Below are 15,266 nucleotides of genomic sequence, written 5' to 3'. Positions count from 1 at the left end.
CTATTTCTTGAACAATTTGTAATTTAAAAGACATACTGTAGTCTTTTTGGGTACGCTTTACATAGCGTAATTCCTGATGGTTTTCCATAATGACACTTTTTGTGTATCGCTATTTCAGGACAAGACACCTTAAACACAAAAAAAGCCCGAAGTAAACTCCGGGCTTTTTGATTCTTTAGATATTCTCACTTGGTCTTTTCTTTAAAATTTTAAGCAAGACCGGCAAGGTAGAAATGATAATGATTATGATGATTATATATTCAATATGTTGTTTTAAATCTATTCCTTCTTTTAAAAAGACACCGTATAAGTAATGGCCCGAAAAGATCAAAATAAACGACCAAAGAAATGAACTCAGTATGTTATAAAACATAAATTTCTTTTTATCCATAGAAACTATTCCGGCAATGATTGGAGCAAAAGTTCTAAAGATTGGAAGGAAACGAGCGTAGATAATAGCCTTACCACCATATTTCTCAAAGAAGTCTTTTGATTGCAATAAATATTTCTTTTTGAACCAGAATGAATCTTCTTTTTTAAATAGGTAATAACCGCTTTTGGCTCCAAACCAATATCCCGTCATATTTCCTAAAACTCCCATTATAGCAACCAAAAGAGAAAGCAAAAATACATTGATAAAATCTCCCGGTATGTGAACAACGCTTTCAACCAAATCACGACTGTAAATCCCTGCCAAAAAAAGTAAGCTATCTCCAGGCAGAAAAAAACCTGCAAAAAGTCCTGTTTCAGCGAATACTATAAACAGAACAATATACAACCCAATTTGAACCCCTCCGACACTTAATGTAATATAAAATTCAGGGTTTATTAATTGAGTCCAGTCAAAATTATTCATATATGCGTTAGGTTATATTTATAAGTCCGTGAAAGTAGCAATAATTTACTTCAACCACAATAAAATGCGGGATTTTAAAGATTAATTAACGATTCAAAAAAAGCCCGGGCAGCAACCCAGGCCCTTAATTATTCCTCTCTTACATACTTGCAACAGCTGTGCAAATTATCATAATCGGTTTGGGTCGCTTTTTCCTCTTTGGTATCATGTCCAACTTTAGCAATTGCCTTATTTAAATCTGCCGGAGAAGATTTCTCCTCATTTAAAATCACAGTAAGCTGATGCGAACTAATATCCCAAGAAGCGGTTTTTACTCCCGGCACACTAAAAGCCGCTTTTTCAATACGTTTTTTGCATTGCTCACAATTACCGTTTACCTCTGTAGTGTATTTTAAATTCTTATTTTTCTTAGTTTGTGCCTGAGCAGAAAATCCTAAAAAAGTTACCAGTGCGATTAAAATTATTTTGTTCATTTTTTCTATTATTTATTGTTACTATTTATTGATTCTTGTAATTAAACTTAACTTCTTTATTTTATTCTAAATCGCAATCCCGCATAAAACATCTGTCCGAAAATTGGTGCGTATGCAATTGAAGCATCAAAGTTGGGACCAAAAGGATCATCGGCTCCCAGAATTGCTTTTTCCTGTTTGTAATTCCCTATGTTTTCTCCGCCTATATAAACTTCAAATACAGGAGAAAAAACACGAGTCACCTGAACATTCATAACCGCATATGCAGGTGAAAAATCAGGAAACTGATCTGCTGCAGGATTTGATGCCGTATAAGGCAATTGTTGTTTTCCCGACCAGTTAAACGTATAATCAAACTTCCACTGTTTATCATTGTTCAAAGCCGTTTCATATTCCAGATTTCCTAAAAAACGATGTTTTGCTTGTAATGGACGTTGAAAAGTTCCTCTTAAATAATCGGTTTGAATGTCGTAGTATTTGTAAGCCGTTCTCAGATTCAGATTGTGAATTAACTCCAAATTAAATTCCACCTGTAAACTATTCGCAAACGACTTTCCTTTTAAATTATAAAACAGAACCTCCTGAGGACTTTGCATGACATCAACAACGGCCTGATTTTGAAAATCAGTACGGTAGAAATCAAAACCTGCTTCGGCATTTTTATTAAACAATTTAAACTTTTGAGAAAAACTCAAACCGTAGTTCCAGGCAATTTCAGGATTTAATCCATAAATTTTTCCACTATTATCTAAAATAGAAAAGGTTCTTGAACTGGCAAAAAGCTGTTGGTTTTCGGCAAAGATATTAGCCGAACGTTTCCCGCGTCCTGCCGAAAAACGAAGCACTCCATACTCCCAAGGATTATATCGCACATGCAAACGTGGTGTTACAAAAACACCCAGTCGGTTATGATTGTCTACTCTACCTCCTAAGATCAGACTAAAATTATCTGTATTGTCATAGGTGTATTCAAAAAATGCTCCAACTGAATTATCAATTCTGCTGTAATCATTCACATTTACAAACTCCTGATAACGATCGTACGAAAAATTCAAACCGGTTGTAAATTTGTGCTTGGTATTATTGATAATCGAATTGAAAATTAAATTTGAATAATAACTACTTTGTTTGATATTGTATTGATTCAAACCAAAGTAAGATTCCTGATTATGACTGTTGAAAGCATTCTGAAATCCAATACTCTGATAAGGCATATCCGGAAAAACATATCCAATTTTTGACGAAACATCAAAACGTTCTGTGTTGATTTCCGAACCCCAGTAATTTGTTGTTCCTCTGTCTCTGTCTTTATCAAAATCTACTTCTCCGGTTTGTTTTTTATCATTCATATACCTGAAATTGACAAAACTTACCAAACCACTTTCGGCATCATAATACTGATACCGATTCAGAATATTGATTTGTTTTCCTAAGGGATTATCCAAAAAACCATCCTTATTCATATCATTTTTTGCAACACGGGTATTTCCATGAAAAAAAAGACTTGTTGCCCATTTATCCGATATTTTTTTATTGAAATGAGTATTCAATTCAAAACGAGAATCAGTAGATCCGTAAAAGTTCAGAAAAAACGGATCATCGTTTAAAGGCTTTAAAAGTTCCGTATTTATCTGGCCGGAGATACTTTCGTAACCATTAATAACGCTTCCGGCACCTTTGGTAATTTGCACACTTTCAATCCAGGTACCGGGTGTAAAAGACAACCCATAGGCCTGTGAAGCCCCACGTACTGAAGGAATATTTTCTTCGGTAATCATTAAATACGGACTCGTTAAACCCAGCATTTTTATTTGCTTTGTTCCTGTTAAGGCATCCGAAAAATTTACGTCAATAGACGGATTTGTTTCAAAACTCTCGGCAAGGTTACAACAAGCAGCTTTTAGCAATTCTTTACTTGTAATAACACTTGTATTAGCAGTGACGGTATAGGATTTTTTAATTCCTTTTTGCTTTTTTGTGATCTTTACTTCCTGTAAATCTTCCTGTGAAAAAACAGAAACGGAAAGCAAAAACACCGCAAAAAGCAGTATATTTTTTTTCATAAAATTGACTTTAATGTGAAATAGAAAACTGTTCTTTAACACTTCTCAAAAACCGAGAAAGGATTAAATAACAAAACACAAGCTATCATTAGCTTGATTCTAAAACATTAAAATCAGGAGTAGAAAATGTACTGACTGTATAATTTGTATAAAGGGGGTGCATTCGCATCAGAATAATACGAAGTAACCTGCTTGTTTTTGAAACCTGGAAGCGAAAGAAAGGCAATTGGTTTAAAGTCTTCAATTACGGCAGGAAAAGCAATTTGAAAAAAGAACATCTTAAAGGTAGCATCGTCTGATTTTTTCTCAAAACGAACCACTTTGTCTTTACAACAAGATGATTTTTTTTCTGAAATGCCACAACATTTCTTTTCCGGAGCAACAGAACTAGCAGTATTTAAAGAAACCGAAGCAATCTTGCCTCCACAATAATGCACATCAAAAGCAAACCCGATGTTGGAAACCAACAATAGGAAAGCTAAAAATAATCCTGTGCACTTCTTTAGATTCATACTGCAAAATTATCTAAAAGACTTTTAAAAAAGCCGAATAAACTGTTATTTTTTTAAGTTTTGCATCTGATAGTAAAACGCGGGAATAAAAAGCAAGACAAATATGGGCTGAATGATAAATCTTCTCACATAAAAAAGCAACCATCCTCCGTTGGGAAAATAGGCCACAATTACAAAAAACATCCCAAAGAGAATTACCAGAAAACAACTGTACAAAAACACACTAAATTTCAGCATTTCTTTGTCGCGAAATAACACATAAATAAGGAGCAGTGATAAAACAGAATTTAAAAAATACCGAAACAAAAGTCCGCAAAAAAGCCTAAAAGCATCTACTTCAGGAAAAGCCGAAGTTTTGAAATCAGAACTGAAATAAACCAGGAAAGGATCATAAAACAATGTCTTTTCAAAACCCCTAATCAAGCCAAAGCCTACTATTATAATAATCGAAAACAGAATTTTGAACTTATGATCTCTTATTTTATTTAGCATACTTCGAAAATTTATTCACCCAAAAAACCCATAAGCTAAAAACCAATCCATAGATTATTAAAGGAAAAAGAACGCCATGAAGAATATGTTCTTGCTCAGGAAAACGAAATAACAACACCGTTAATAATGCAATTCGGATTACATTCAGAACATAAATTAAAAAAACACCGAACAGAATAAAACCTAAAGTTGTTTTTAATTTCCCTGAAAACGCTAATACAAAAGAAACAAACAAAATCGTAACACTTACCGCATTACATCCCTCCACTATTCTGAGCGTAAATTTAGCATTGTACCAAACCTCAAAATAGGGATTTAAAGGGCTTTTAAAAATTTTACTATCACAATTAAACAATCCCATCAGCCCATCTACATTATGACTAACGATAGCCGTTATCCCATCAACATCAGTTGTGTCAAAACTATCTAAATAAAATTTATAAACTAACGTAAATCCGATATAAGCAGCGAAAAAAGTGCCTATAAAAATCAGAAACGGTTTAAATTGCAGGAAATATTTTTTCAAAAGAAATTTTTAACAAATTTATGTATTTTTTAAATTCAGCATTAAATACTTTTGCATAAAAATCTTGCATTATGACATTTCAGGAATTACAACCAAAAATAAGCGCTATTGTAGCTGATACAACTGCTGTTAGAGACGAAAAATTACTATCGATCTGTAAACTATTGAACGAAAACGTTGAATATTACAACTGGGTAGGGTTTTATTTTGCCAATCACGAAAACAAGACCCTTCATTTGGGTCCATATATAGGAGCAGAAACGGATCATACGGTGATTCCTTTTGGAAAAGGAATTTGCGGTCAGGTTGCCGAAAGCAATGCTAATTTTGTTGTACCGGATGTTGCGGCGCAAGACAATTATATCGCTTGCAGTTTTACTGTGAAATCAGAAATTGTAGTTCCATTATTTGTTAACGGACTTAATATTGGTCAAATTGACATTGACAGCCACGTTATTGATCCGTTTACAGAGGCTGACGAAAGGTTTTTAGAATTTGTGAATCAAGAAGTTGCAAAATTATTCTAAAAAATAAAGGGATCAAACCATTATCAAATGGTGCTTTTTCGATTAAAATATTTAATATTTAAATTTTTCAATCTTTAAATTTATTTTTTCGAAAAAAAAATGTAATTTTGCACCCGTCTTACAAGAGATGTATGACATACATAAAAATCATTAAATAAATATTGGAATGTATTTAACTAAGGAAAAAAAAGAAGAAATCTTCGCACAACACGGTGATGCTAAAAACACTGGAAAAGCAGAAGGTCAGATTGCATTGTTCACTTACAGAATTTCACACTTAACTGAACACTTGAAAAAAAATCGTCACGATTATAACACTGAGCGTTCTCTTGTACTATTAGTAGGTAAAAGAAGAGCTTTGTTGGACTACTTGAAAAAGACAGAGATCAACAGATATCGTGAGATTATCAAAGTATTGAATATCAGAAAATAATCAATATAGAAAAGAGGTGCGAAAGTGCCTCTTTTTGTTTTTTACGGAATTTATTTATTACAAGCATTTTATAAGAAAAAAAGTTTGGTTTTTCATTGGGTTTTAGAAACAACAACTACACACAACAACAACTACAACACAACTAAAACCCATTGTATAACCAATAAGGAAAAAATTTATGATTCCACAATTATTTGTAGAAAAAATCGATTTAGGTGATGGCAGAAGCATCACAATCGAGACAGGACGTTTGGCTAAACAAGCGGATGGTTCTGTAGTAGTAAGAATGGGCGACACGATGTTACTTGCGACAGCAGTTTCAGCACGTACCGCTAACCCTAATGTTGATTTTTTACCTTTAACGGTAGATTATCGCGAAAAATTTGCTGCAGCTGGTCGTTTCCCTGGAGGTTTCTTCAAAAGAGAAGCAAGACCAAGCGACAATGAAGTATTAACAATGAGATTAGTAGACCGTGTTTTACGTCCACTTTTCCCAGACGATTACCATGCAGAAACTCAGGTTATGATTCAATTAATGTCTCATGACGAAGAAGTTATGCCAGATGCATTAGCTGGTTTAGCTGCCTCTGCGGCTTTAGCTGTTTCTGATATTCCATTTTACAACTTAATTTCAGAAGTTCGTGTTGCACGTATCGACGGAAAATTTGTAATCAACCCAAGTAGAGAAGATTTAGCAAAATCAGACATCGACATGATGATTGGTGCTTCTTTAGATTCTGTTGCTATGGTTGAAGGTGAGATGAAAGAAATTTCAGAAGCTGAAATGGTAGAAGCAATTAAATTTGCTCACGAAGCTATTAAAGTTCAGATTAACGCACAATTACGCTTACAAGCTGCTTTTGGTAAAAAAGAACTTCGTACTTACGAAGGTGAGAAAGAAAACGAAGAAATTTACAAAAAAGTAAAAGCTGCTGCCTACGATAAAATTTACGCTATTGCGAAAGTTGGATCTGCTAAACACGAAAGAAGTGCTGCATTTGCTGAAGTAAAAGAAGAAGTAAAAGCTTTATTTACAGAAGAAGAATTAGCTGCTGATGGAGATTTAGTTTCTAAATATTTCTACAAAACAAACAAAGAAGCAGTTCGTAATGTAGTATTAGAATTAGGTGTTCGTTTAGATGGTAGAAAAACAACTGACATCAGACCAATTTGGTGTGAGACTGATTATTTACCAAGAGTTCACGGTTCTGCTTTGTTTACACGTGGAGAAACTCAAGCTTTGGCTACAGTAACTTTAGGAACTTCAAGAGAAGCAAACCAAATCGATTCTCCTTCTGAGCAAGGTGAAGAGAAATTCTACCTGCACTATAACTTCCCTCCTTTCTCTACTGGTGAAGCAAAACCACTAAGAGGAACTTCAAGAAGAGAAGTTGGTCACGGTAACTTGGCTCAAAGAGCTTTAAAAAACATGATCCCTGTAGATTGTCCATATACAATTCGTATTGTTTCTGAAGTTTTAGAATCTAACGGTTCTTCTTCTATGGCAACAGTTTGTGCCGGAACTATGGCGCTTATGGATGCGGGAGTTCAAATGGTAAAACCAGTTTCTGGAATTGCTATGGGATTAATTACTGACGGTGAGAAGTTTGCTGTATTGTCTGATATTTTAGGTGATGAAGATCACTTAGGTGATATGGACTTTAAAGTAACCGGTACTGCTGATGGTATCACTGCTTGTCAAATGGACATCAAAATTGATGGTTTACGTTATGACATTATGGAGCAGGCTTTAAATCAAGCTCGTGACGGTCGTTTGCATATTTTAGGTAAATTAACTGAAACTATTGCTACTCCAAGAGGTGATGTAAAAGCATACGCACCAAAAATCATTACCAGAACTATTCCTGGAAACTTTATTGGCGCTTTAATTGGACCTGGAGGAAAAGTAATTCAAGAATTACAAAAAGCTACCGGAACAACTATCGTGATTAACGAAGTTGATGAGCAAGGTGTTATTGAAATTCTAGGTACAGATCCTGCTGGAATTGAAGCAGTATTGGCAAAAATCCAATCGATTACTTTCAAACCACAATTAGGAGAAGCTTACGACGTAAAAGTGATTAAAATGCTTGATTTTGGAGCTGTAGTAGAATATCTTGCTGCACCTGGAAACGAAGTATTACTTCACGTATCTGAATTAGCTTGGGAACGTACTGAAAATGTTGCTGATGTAGTTAAAATGGGAGATGTTTTCCAAGTAAAATACTTAGGAGTTGACCCTAAAACTAAAAAAGAAAAAGTGTCTAAAAAAGCGCTTGTTCCAAGACCTCCACGTGAGGAGAAAAAAGAGTAATCAGATCTTAGTTTACTAAAGGTTTATTTATAGAAAACCCCAATTCATGTATATGAGTTGGGGTTTTTACATATTGGGAACAATCTAAATCGACAATTCTTCTACAAGCAGACATTTGGATCAAGTCTAAAAGTTGAACACGAATTACACTAATTTTCACTAATTACTATGTGAACCTTAGAATAGATTAAATCATTTTAATCCTTTAATCTGTAACAAAACTTCCGTAGTAAGAGTCTCAACAATTAATTCGTGAAAATTAGTGTAATTCGTGGCTAACTTTTACTTGTATTGTCGTTACTCTAAAGCAGAATACTTTTTTCACCACAGATTTCAAGAAAGTGCGCTTGAGACTTTGTCAAAGAATTACCAACCCGGGACACACCTGTGTGCAAAAAAAAAAAAAACACAGATTAAAGGATTAAAAGGATTTCAAAAATCTGTGTAAATCTTTTTAATCTGTGGCTAAAAAATGATTTGTAAAAATTAGTGTAATTCGTGGCAAAACTTTCCAACCAAGAATCTCAAGATTAATCCGTGAAAATTAGTGTAATTCGTGTTCAACTTTTAGATTCGATCCAAGCATTTTCTATTTCATGTAAATACTTAAAATCTAAATGCCTCCTTTTCCAGCCAGAAAATCACAAAATCAAAACCTACAAGATAATCCGCAACTTAAAGAACAGAATACATTCCTCCATAATGCCTTTCGAAAAACCAGAATATGGTGTAAATAACACAACTATTCAGGTTAATTTATAATTTTACGAATACTACACCTTAGCCCGCTAAATCACTGGGGTTTTATTCAATCAAACCTTCGAATTTTTAAGATTTTTTAAAGGTTTTATTCTAAATACAGCTACTATTCCTTACATTTTAACACATTTGTGTGTAATACGTAACATTTTTTTGATACATTTGAGATCATCAAATCAAATCATCAAAACCATACAATCTTTGAAAAATTATCAAAATAAGTCAATTTTCCTTATTTTATTTGGATTATTCTTACAAATTTACACCGTACGCAGCCAATCAAGCAATACTACTTCCTTAAACAGCTGGTTTGACAAAACCATTGGCAAAAGCAACTTAGATCTCTATAATGGGCCACGTTATGTGAACCTTTACAGGACTCTTGACAAAAGTCATAGTTTCTACCTGACCAATGACTATAGCAAGGGAGACCTCAATTATCAAAACCAAAATTATCATAATCTTGACCTCAAATACGATGTCAATAATGACATTTTAGTTTTGAAAGCCAATGGCGAATACGACTATTTAGGTATCAGCCTAATCAAAGAGAAAACAGCCTATTTTACACTTAACAACAAAAGGTTTGTTAATATAAATTTCAACAACCCAACCTGTCCCATCTTCATGAACGGTTATTATGAAGAACTTACTTTCTCTAAGACCAACACGCTTTACATCAAACATCATAAGACTAAGACAAAAGTTATTGACACTAAAAGAATATCAGACGGAACCAACCTGGCCAGTTCTGATGAGTTTAGAGACAAAAACGAGTATATCTTAAAATACAAAGACGTCTACTACAAGATCAGCTCAAAAAGCGATATTATTAAAATTTTTCCTGAGCACAAAAGTGACATAAGAAAGTACTACAACTCTAACTCTCAATTAGAAGAATCCGATAAGAACGTTTTTCTTGAAAATCTAATCAAAAGAATCAACAACCTTATCCCTAATGAAGCCAATTAAAAAAATGAGAAAAATTATACTTACCCTATTTTTATTCGCTTTTCATACATTAACATTTAGTCAGGAAAAAAAGAATAACATCTCCATTGAATTTAAAAATGCTGATCTGAAAACAGCTATTGAAAGCCTCGAAAAAAACAGCGGCTACAAGTTTTATTTTGATGAGAACTGGATAAAATCCAATACTTTTTTGATAAACAAAACCTATACAGACACTTCACTGGAAGAAGTACTTGCTGGCGTTTTTGAAAACACGAATCTAAATTACTTCATCACAGATAAAAAAATAATACTGACGAAAAACAGTATCATCCACAGTACATTACCCGATAATTATTTCGAACCTGTAATTGCTACTTCAGCAGTTATTGCGGCAAACAAGACCGTAACAAAACCGCTGTTCCATCAACAACTCGATACAAAAAAACGAAATACTACTGTTAATGGGATCGTATACATAGGGAAAGAGAAAAAGGGAGAAGAATTAAAATCATTCACCTTATCCGGTATCATAAAAAACGAAAAAAACAAAAAACCGCTTTCAAATGTAACCATCAAAGTACGCGATAAAGAGATCAGTACAACAACAAACGAGCAGGGTTATTACAAAATCGAACTGCCTTTTGGTCTTAACTATATTCAAATAGAGTCCATCAACCACAGAAAAGATACGCAACCTGTTATGATTTATGACAATGGTAGTTTAGACGTATCCCTTCACGAAAGTATTAATGAACTGGACGAGGTTGTTATCAACAAAAATGCCAATAGAAATGTAAAAACAGCTGTAGCTGGAGTTTCTACTATAGACGTGGAAGGAATAAAAAATGTCCCTCTGGTTCTTGGAGAACGTGATATCTTTAGAGTTGCCACTACTTTACCGGGAATAAAAACTACAGGTGAAGGATCTGCAGGCTTCAACGTACGTGGAGGAAAAGACGATCAGAATTTAATTCTTTTAGACAATGCTGTTTTATACAATACCTCACATTTTCTTGGTTTTTTCTCTGCAGTAAACCCGTATACAACCAGCAAAGTTGATATTTACAAAGGAAGTATCCCTTCCCGATTTGGAGGAAGACTCTCTTCTGTTTTTGATATTACCACAAAAAACGGTAATCCCGAAAAATTTACAGGTGAAGCGGGACTTGGAGCTGTGACCAGTAATCTTTCGATAAGTACTCCTGTTATAAAAGACAAGTCAAGTTTGATTGTAGGGATAAGAGGTACGTACTCTGAATGGATTCTAAAGAAATTGGAAGACGAATCGCTAAAAAACAGTCAGGCTAATTTTTTTGATGCAATCGTAAAATACAATCACAAAATAACAGCCAATAACACTATTGAGTCTACCTTATACTATAGCAAAGACCGTTTTAGCATCTCTTCGGATTCTGTGTACAAATACAGCAACGCATTAGTTTCTTTAAAATGGAATCACTCCTTCAACGCTAAAAGTAAAGCCGATTTAATATTTACAAATAGTGAATACAAGTTTAATATTGACTACAACAACGGAGGAATAAATTCGTTTGATTACGGTTATAAATTAAATGAAAGTCAACTTATTTTAAATGGGAATTACAACCTAAACAAAAAACATGCTTTCAACTATGGTATTTCAAGTAAGCTTTATAACGTTGACCCGGGTTATCTTAATCCGAAAAAACCGGATGAGGCAACCTTAATTCCGGTAAACATAGACGACGAAAAAGCAATAGAATCTGCGGTTTATTTTTCAGACAATTTCAATGTAACTGAAAAATTGTTAATCACTTTAGGTCTGCGATATTCAAGATATTCAGCACTGGGCCCAGCAACAGAAAGAATCTATCAAAGTAATTCTCCCATCAACGACGATACCGTCATAGGAACCCAAGATTACAAGAAAAACGAAGTCATTAAAACCTATGGCGGATTCGAACCCCGAATTGCTGCACGTTACTTAATAACCGACGATTTCTCGGTAAAAGCCAGTTATGATAAAACCTATCAATACATCCATTTATTAACCAGCAACACCACGCAATCTCCTACAGATGCCTGGAAGTTATCAGATGCACATATTGCACCTCAAAATGCACAGCAATTTTCATTAGGCTTCTACAAAAACTTAGACGATGATAAATTAGAACTTAGCTTGGAAGGATATTATAAAAAATCAGACAATCTGTTAGATTATAAAGTTGGAGCTGAATTGTTATTAAACAAAAACCCGGAAACACAGCTGCTTCAGGGAGAAGGAAAAGCATACGGAGTTGAGTTACTACTTAAAAAAAATGCAGGAAAACTTAATGGTTGGCTGGGTTATACTTATGCCCGTACTTTTATCAAATCTGACAGTCAATTCATTGATGAGAAAGTAAACAATGGTCATTATTACCCAACAAATTTTGATAAACCACATGAAGTGAGTGCGGTATTAAACTATAAATTCACAAAAAGATATAGTTTATCTACCAATTTTGTGTATCAATCCGGAAGACCTATCACCTATCCAATTGGAAGTTACGAATACAACGGACTTAAATACACACTATACAGCGACAGAAATAAGTTTAGAATTCCGGACTATTACCGTTTAGATGTAGGTTTTAACATTGAGGGCAATCACAAAATTAAAAAGTTATCACATAGCTTTTGGAACATTTCTATATATAACGTCTTAGGAAGAAACAATCCTTATTCCATCTTTTTTGTGACCACAAATGGTCAGATAAAAGCCTACAAAACGTCTATATTTTCGGTGCCAATTCCAACTATAACTTACAATATCAAATTTTAGTAATTTATAGATGAAATATACCATTCGACATATTAATTTGCTGTACAAAACAATTGTTTTGTCTCTTTTTTGTCTTTTCATTAGCAGTTGTACGGAGCAATATGTTTTTAAAACTAATACGTTTGAAAGCATTCTTGTAGTTCAGGCAAACATTACAAATGAATTAAAAAAACAAGAAATTAAAATTACCCGATCCTATCGTCTTGAGGAAAATGGACCAACTCCTGAAGATGGTGCAACTGTTTATGTAACAGATAGTGATAAAAATACTTACGAATTTGAATTTGAAAAATCCTCAGGGTTTTATGTTTCAAATACTCCATTTCAGGCTATTACCGGAAAATTATACCAACTAAACATTACATCCAAGGACGGAAAATCCTATTCGTCTGAAATTGAAACTTTAACTACTGTAAATGAAATTAAGGTCGAGCCAATAATCGAAACAATCGATGGAGAAAAAGGAGTACAAATAAGGGTAACCAGCAACGATCCAACCTCAAAGTCACAATTTTACAGATTTGAATTCGAAGAAACCTACAAAGTAGTAGCTCCCGATTGGAATCCTAATACAATTATAGTAGACCCGAGTAATCCCGGTCCTTATTTTACTTATCTGGTAGTTCCCCACAAAAAAGAAGCAAGAGTCTGTTACACTACCAAAAAATCTGATGACATCATTTTAATAAGCAACGTTGGCCTTAGTGAAGATCGTATCGATTTACCGATCCGTTTTATAGGTGTGAAGGATCCTATTATTCTTCAGCGTTACAGTATTATTGTACGGGAGTATGTTCAGAATTTAGCCTCATACACCTATTATAAAACATTAAAAAGTCTTTCTACTTCTGCAAGTCTCTTGTCACAAGTGCAACCGGGCTTTAATTATGGTAATTTAAAATCAAATGACGATGCAGACCAGAAAATAGTCGGTTATTTTGAGGTCTCATCCGTTTCATCAAAAAGAATTTTCTTTAATTTTAGAGACATTTTTATACAAGATCAGTATCCGCCATTTTTTACCCCTTGTTATGTCAAAGAATATGCTAATTGTTGGGGTGAGGTCGGTTGTAGTGGCCCAAAAATACATTCGTTAGTTGCCGGATCGGGATTTGAAGAGGTATATTATGCACAGCGAAACAAGATGGCAACCCTGTTATTTGTTACTGCAGGATGTGGCGATTGTTCTAAAATTTCTTCTAACATCAGACCTTTATTTTGGGTCGATTAAAGAAGCACAGTACAACTAATAATAAAAAAATTAGCTGACACAAAATAGTTCGTTAATCAAAATGAAATCACAAATTTATCTCTTTATGAAATCTATAGTTCAACATAGTAACCTTTTATACAAGACAGTTGCCCTGATGCTCTTCTGCCTTTCTATAGGTAGTTGCACTGAGCAATATGTTTTTCAAACCAATACCTTTGAAAGTATACCGGTTGTTCAGGCCAACATTACAAATGAGTTAAAAAAACAGGAAATAAAAATTACCAGATCTTATCGTCTGGAGGAGTATGGACCAACTCCTGAAAAAGGGGCAAGTGTTTATGTAACCGACAGTGACAACAATACCTATGAATTTGAATTTGAAGATTTCTCCGGTCTTTATGTTTCAAAAAATCCTTTCCAAGCGATTACAGGGAAGTCATACCAATTAAATATCACAACAAACGACGGTAAATCATACTCGTCTTCAACGGAGACTCTAACTCCTGTCAACCAAATCAACGTAGAACCAAAAATAGAAACAATAGACGGAGAAAAAGGGGTACAGATAGTGGTGACCAGTCAAGATCCAAGTTCAAAATCACAATTTTACAGATTCGAATACGATGAAACCTATAAAATAATATCTCCGGATTGGAAACCAAATAAGTTGACCCCCGATCCAAGTAACCCTGGACCAAACTATACTTATTTGACTGTTCCAAGAGGTAATAGTGAATCAAGAGTATGTTATACCACAAGAAAATCAGATGATATAATATTAGTAAGTAATGTAGGTCTTAGCGAAGACAAAATCAATCTGCCCATACGTTTTATAGATATTAAAGATCCTATTCTTTATGAACGATATAGCATTGTTGTACGCGAGTATGTTCAGAATTTAACCTCATACACTTATTATAAAACACTAAAAAGTCTTTCGACTTCCGCAAGTCTTTTATCACAAATCCAACCGGGGTTTAATTATGGTAATTTAAAATCAAATAGTAATCCCGACGAGAAAATAATTGGCTATTTTGAAGTATCATCCGTTTCTACAAAAAGAATCTTTTTTAATTTCAGAGATATCTTTATAGATGACCCTTATCCCTCGTTTATCGCAGATTGTAGTCAAAAAATAGAATTACCTAATTGCTTTACAGAAAAATTCTGCCGTGGCCCACAAATATATTCCATCGTTACCGGGTCCGGAAGAGAGTACGTCTATTTTGCAACTCTTAGTGGTGGTGGTGACTATGCAAACTATGTTTTTACTCCTGCCCCTTGTGGCGACTGTACTAAAATTTCATCTAACATTAAACCTTTATTTTGGATAGATTAAAA

Annotated in this window: 13 protein-coding genes; 7 read left to right on the top strand and 6 right to left on the bottom strand. The window is 34.1% G+C overall.

Going from position 1 to position 15,266, the window contains the following annotated elements; all coding sequences use genetic code 11:
* Nucleotides 1-175: 175 nt before the first annotated feature.
* The 6 genes from ACHRV3_RS19260 to xrtF all read right to left on the bottom strand — a co-directional run bounded on the left by ACHRV3_RS19260 (nucleotide 176) and on the right by xrtF (nucleotide 4,922).
* Nucleotides 176-856: a DedA family protein gene (locus tag ACHRV3_RS19260; RefSeq protein ID WP_047772773.1), complete on the bottom strand. Its 681-nt coding sequence runs from the start codon at nucleotides 854-856 to the stop codon at nucleotides 176-178.
* A 128-nt stretch (nucleotides 857-984) separates the two neighbouring features.
* Nucleotides 985-1,329: a heavy-metal-associated domain-containing protein gene (locus ACHRV3_RS19255; RefSeq protein ID WP_230004409.1), complete on the bottom strand. Its 345-nt coding sequence runs from the start codon at nucleotides 1,327-1,329 to the stop codon at nucleotides 985-987.
* 56 nt (nucleotides 1,330-1,385) lie between these two features.
* Nucleotides 1,386-3,392: a TonB-dependent receptor plug domain-containing protein gene (locus ACHRV3_RS19250; protein WP_395435805.1), complete on the bottom strand. Its 2,007-nt coding sequence runs from the start codon at nucleotides 3,390-3,392 to the stop codon at nucleotides 1,386-1,388.
* A gap of 113 nt (nucleotides 3,393-3,505) precedes the next feature.
* Complete coding sequence (locus tag ACHRV3_RS19245; RefSeq protein WP_395435806.1) at nucleotides 3,506-3,904, bottom strand: HYC_CC_PP family protein; 399 nt, start codon at nucleotides 3,902-3,904, stop codon at nucleotides 3,506-3,508.
* 45 nt (nucleotides 3,905-3,949) lie between these two features.
* Nucleotides 3,950-4,396 (bottom strand): exosortase F system-associated membrane protein, encoded by a 447-nt coding sequence (locus ACHRV3_RS19240; protein ID WP_395435807.1) that lies wholly within the window; start codon nucleotides 4,394-4,396, stop codon nucleotides 3,950-3,952.
* Nucleotides 4,386-4,922 (bottom strand): exosortase family protein XrtF, encoded by a 537-nt coding sequence (gene xrtF, locus ACHRV3_RS19235; protein ID WP_395435808.1) that lies wholly within the window; start codon nucleotides 4,920-4,922, stop codon nucleotides 4,386-4,388. The genes ACHRV3_RS19240 and xrtF overlap by 11 nt, the downstream gene beginning before the upstream one ends.
* A 71-nt stretch (nucleotides 4,923-4,993) precedes the next feature.
* On the opposite strand from xrtF, the gene ACHRV3_RS19230 reads away from it, so the two are divergent.
* From ACHRV3_RS19230 to ACHRV3_RS19200, 7 genes are all read left to right on the top strand, one after another.
* The gene (locus ACHRV3_RS19230; RefSeq protein ID WP_395435809.1) at nucleotides 4,994-5,449 is read left to right on the top strand and encodes a GAF domain-containing protein; all 456 of its coding nucleotides are present in this window, start codon (nucleotides 4,994-4,996) and stop codon (nucleotides 5,447-5,449) included.
* A 166-nt stretch (nucleotides 5,450-5,615) separates the two neighbouring features.
* Nucleotides 5,616-5,882, top strand: a complete 267-nt coding sequence (gene rpsO / locus ACHRV3_RS19225; RefSeq protein WP_047772760.1) for a 30S ribosomal protein S15 — start codon at nucleotides 5,616-5,618, stop codon at nucleotides 5,880-5,882.
* A gap of 178 nt (nucleotides 5,883-6,060) precedes the next feature.
* The gene (locus ACHRV3_RS19220; RefSeq protein WP_395435810.1) at nucleotides 6,061-8,196 is read left to right on the top strand and encodes a polyribonucleotide nucleotidyltransferase; all 2,136 of its coding nucleotides are present in this window, start codon (nucleotides 6,061-6,063) and stop codon (nucleotides 8,194-8,196) included.
* 960 nt (nucleotides 8,197-9,156) lie between these two features.
* On the top strand, nucleotides 9,157-9,927 hold the full coding sequence (locus ACHRV3_RS19215; protein WP_047773250.1) for a hypothetical protein: 771 nt from the start codon (nucleotides 9,157-9,159) through the stop codon (nucleotides 9,925-9,927).
* 4 nt (nucleotides 9,928-9,931) lie between these two features.
* Nucleotides 9,932-12,712: a TonB-dependent receptor domain-containing protein gene (locus tag ACHRV3_RS19210; RefSeq protein ID WP_395435811.1), complete on the top strand. Its 2,781-nt coding sequence runs from the start codon at nucleotides 9,932-9,934 to the stop codon at nucleotides 12,710-12,712.
* Between the two features lie 10 nt (nucleotides 12,713-12,722).
* On the top strand, nucleotides 12,723-13,943 hold the full coding sequence (locus ACHRV3_RS19205; protein ID WP_395435812.1) for a DUF4249 domain-containing protein: 1,221 nt from the start codon (nucleotides 12,723-12,725) through the stop codon (nucleotides 13,941-13,943).
* An 85-nt stretch (nucleotides 13,944-14,028) separates the two neighbouring features.
* The gene (locus ACHRV3_RS19200; RefSeq protein ID WP_395435813.1) at nucleotides 14,029-15,264 is read left to right on the top strand and encodes a DUF4249 domain-containing protein; all 1,236 of its coding nucleotides are present in this window, start codon (nucleotides 14,029-14,031) and stop codon (nucleotides 15,262-15,264) included.
* Nucleotides 15,265-15,266: the final 2 nt, after the last annotated feature.

The organism is Flavobacterium sp. FlaQc-49 (assembly GCF_044005985.1).
Taxonomy (GTDB): domain Bacteria; phylum Bacteroidota; class Bacteroidia; order Flavobacteriales; family Flavobacteriaceae; genus Flavobacterium; species Flavobacterium cupriresistens.
The sequence above is the reverse complement of the archived record's forward strand: the minus strand, read 5'-3'. Positions and strand labels throughout refer to the sequence as shown.

Coding starts and splice junctions, on each gene's coding strand:
- ACHRV3_RS19260 (WP_047772773.1), bottom strand. CDS start 856: ATGAATAATTTTGACTGGACTCAATTAATAAACCCTGAATTTTATATT.
- ACHRV3_RS19255 (WP_230004409.1), bottom strand. CDS start 1,329: ATGAACAAAATAATTTTAATCGCACTGGTAACTTTTTTAGGATTTTCT.
- ACHRV3_RS19250 (WP_395435805.1), bottom strand. CDS start 3,392: ATGAAAAAAAATATACTGCTTTTTGCGGTGTTTTTGCTTTCCGTTTCT.
- ACHRV3_RS19245 (WP_395435806.1), bottom strand. CDS start 3,904: ATGAATCTAAAGAAGTGCACAGGATTATTTTTAGCTTTCCTATTGTTG.
- ACHRV3_RS19240 (WP_395435807.1), bottom strand. CDS start 4,396: ATGCTAAATAAAATAAGAGATCATAAGTTCAAAATTCTGTTTTCGATT.
- ACHRV3_RS19230 (WP_395435809.1), top strand. CDS start 4,994: ATGACATTTCAGGAATTACAACCAAAAATAAGCGCTATTGTAGCTGAT.
- rpsO (WP_047772760.1), top strand. CDS start 5,616: ATGTATTTAACTAAGGAAAAAAAAGAAGAAATCTTCGCACAACACGGT.
- ACHRV3_RS19220 (WP_395435810.1), top strand. CDS start 6,061: ATGATTCCACAATTATTTGTAGAAAAAATCGATTTAGGTGATGGCAGA.
- ACHRV3_RS19210 (WP_395435811.1), top strand. CDS start 9,932: ATGAGAAAAATTATACTTACCCTATTTTTATTCGCTTTTCATACATTA.
- ACHRV3_RS19205 (WP_395435812.1), top strand. CDS start 12,723: ATGAAATATACCATTCGACATATTAATTTGCTGTACAAAACAATTGTT.
- ACHRV3_RS19200 (WP_395435813.1), top strand. CDS start 14,029: ATGAAATCTATAGTTCAACATAGTAACCTTTTATACAAGACAGTTGCC.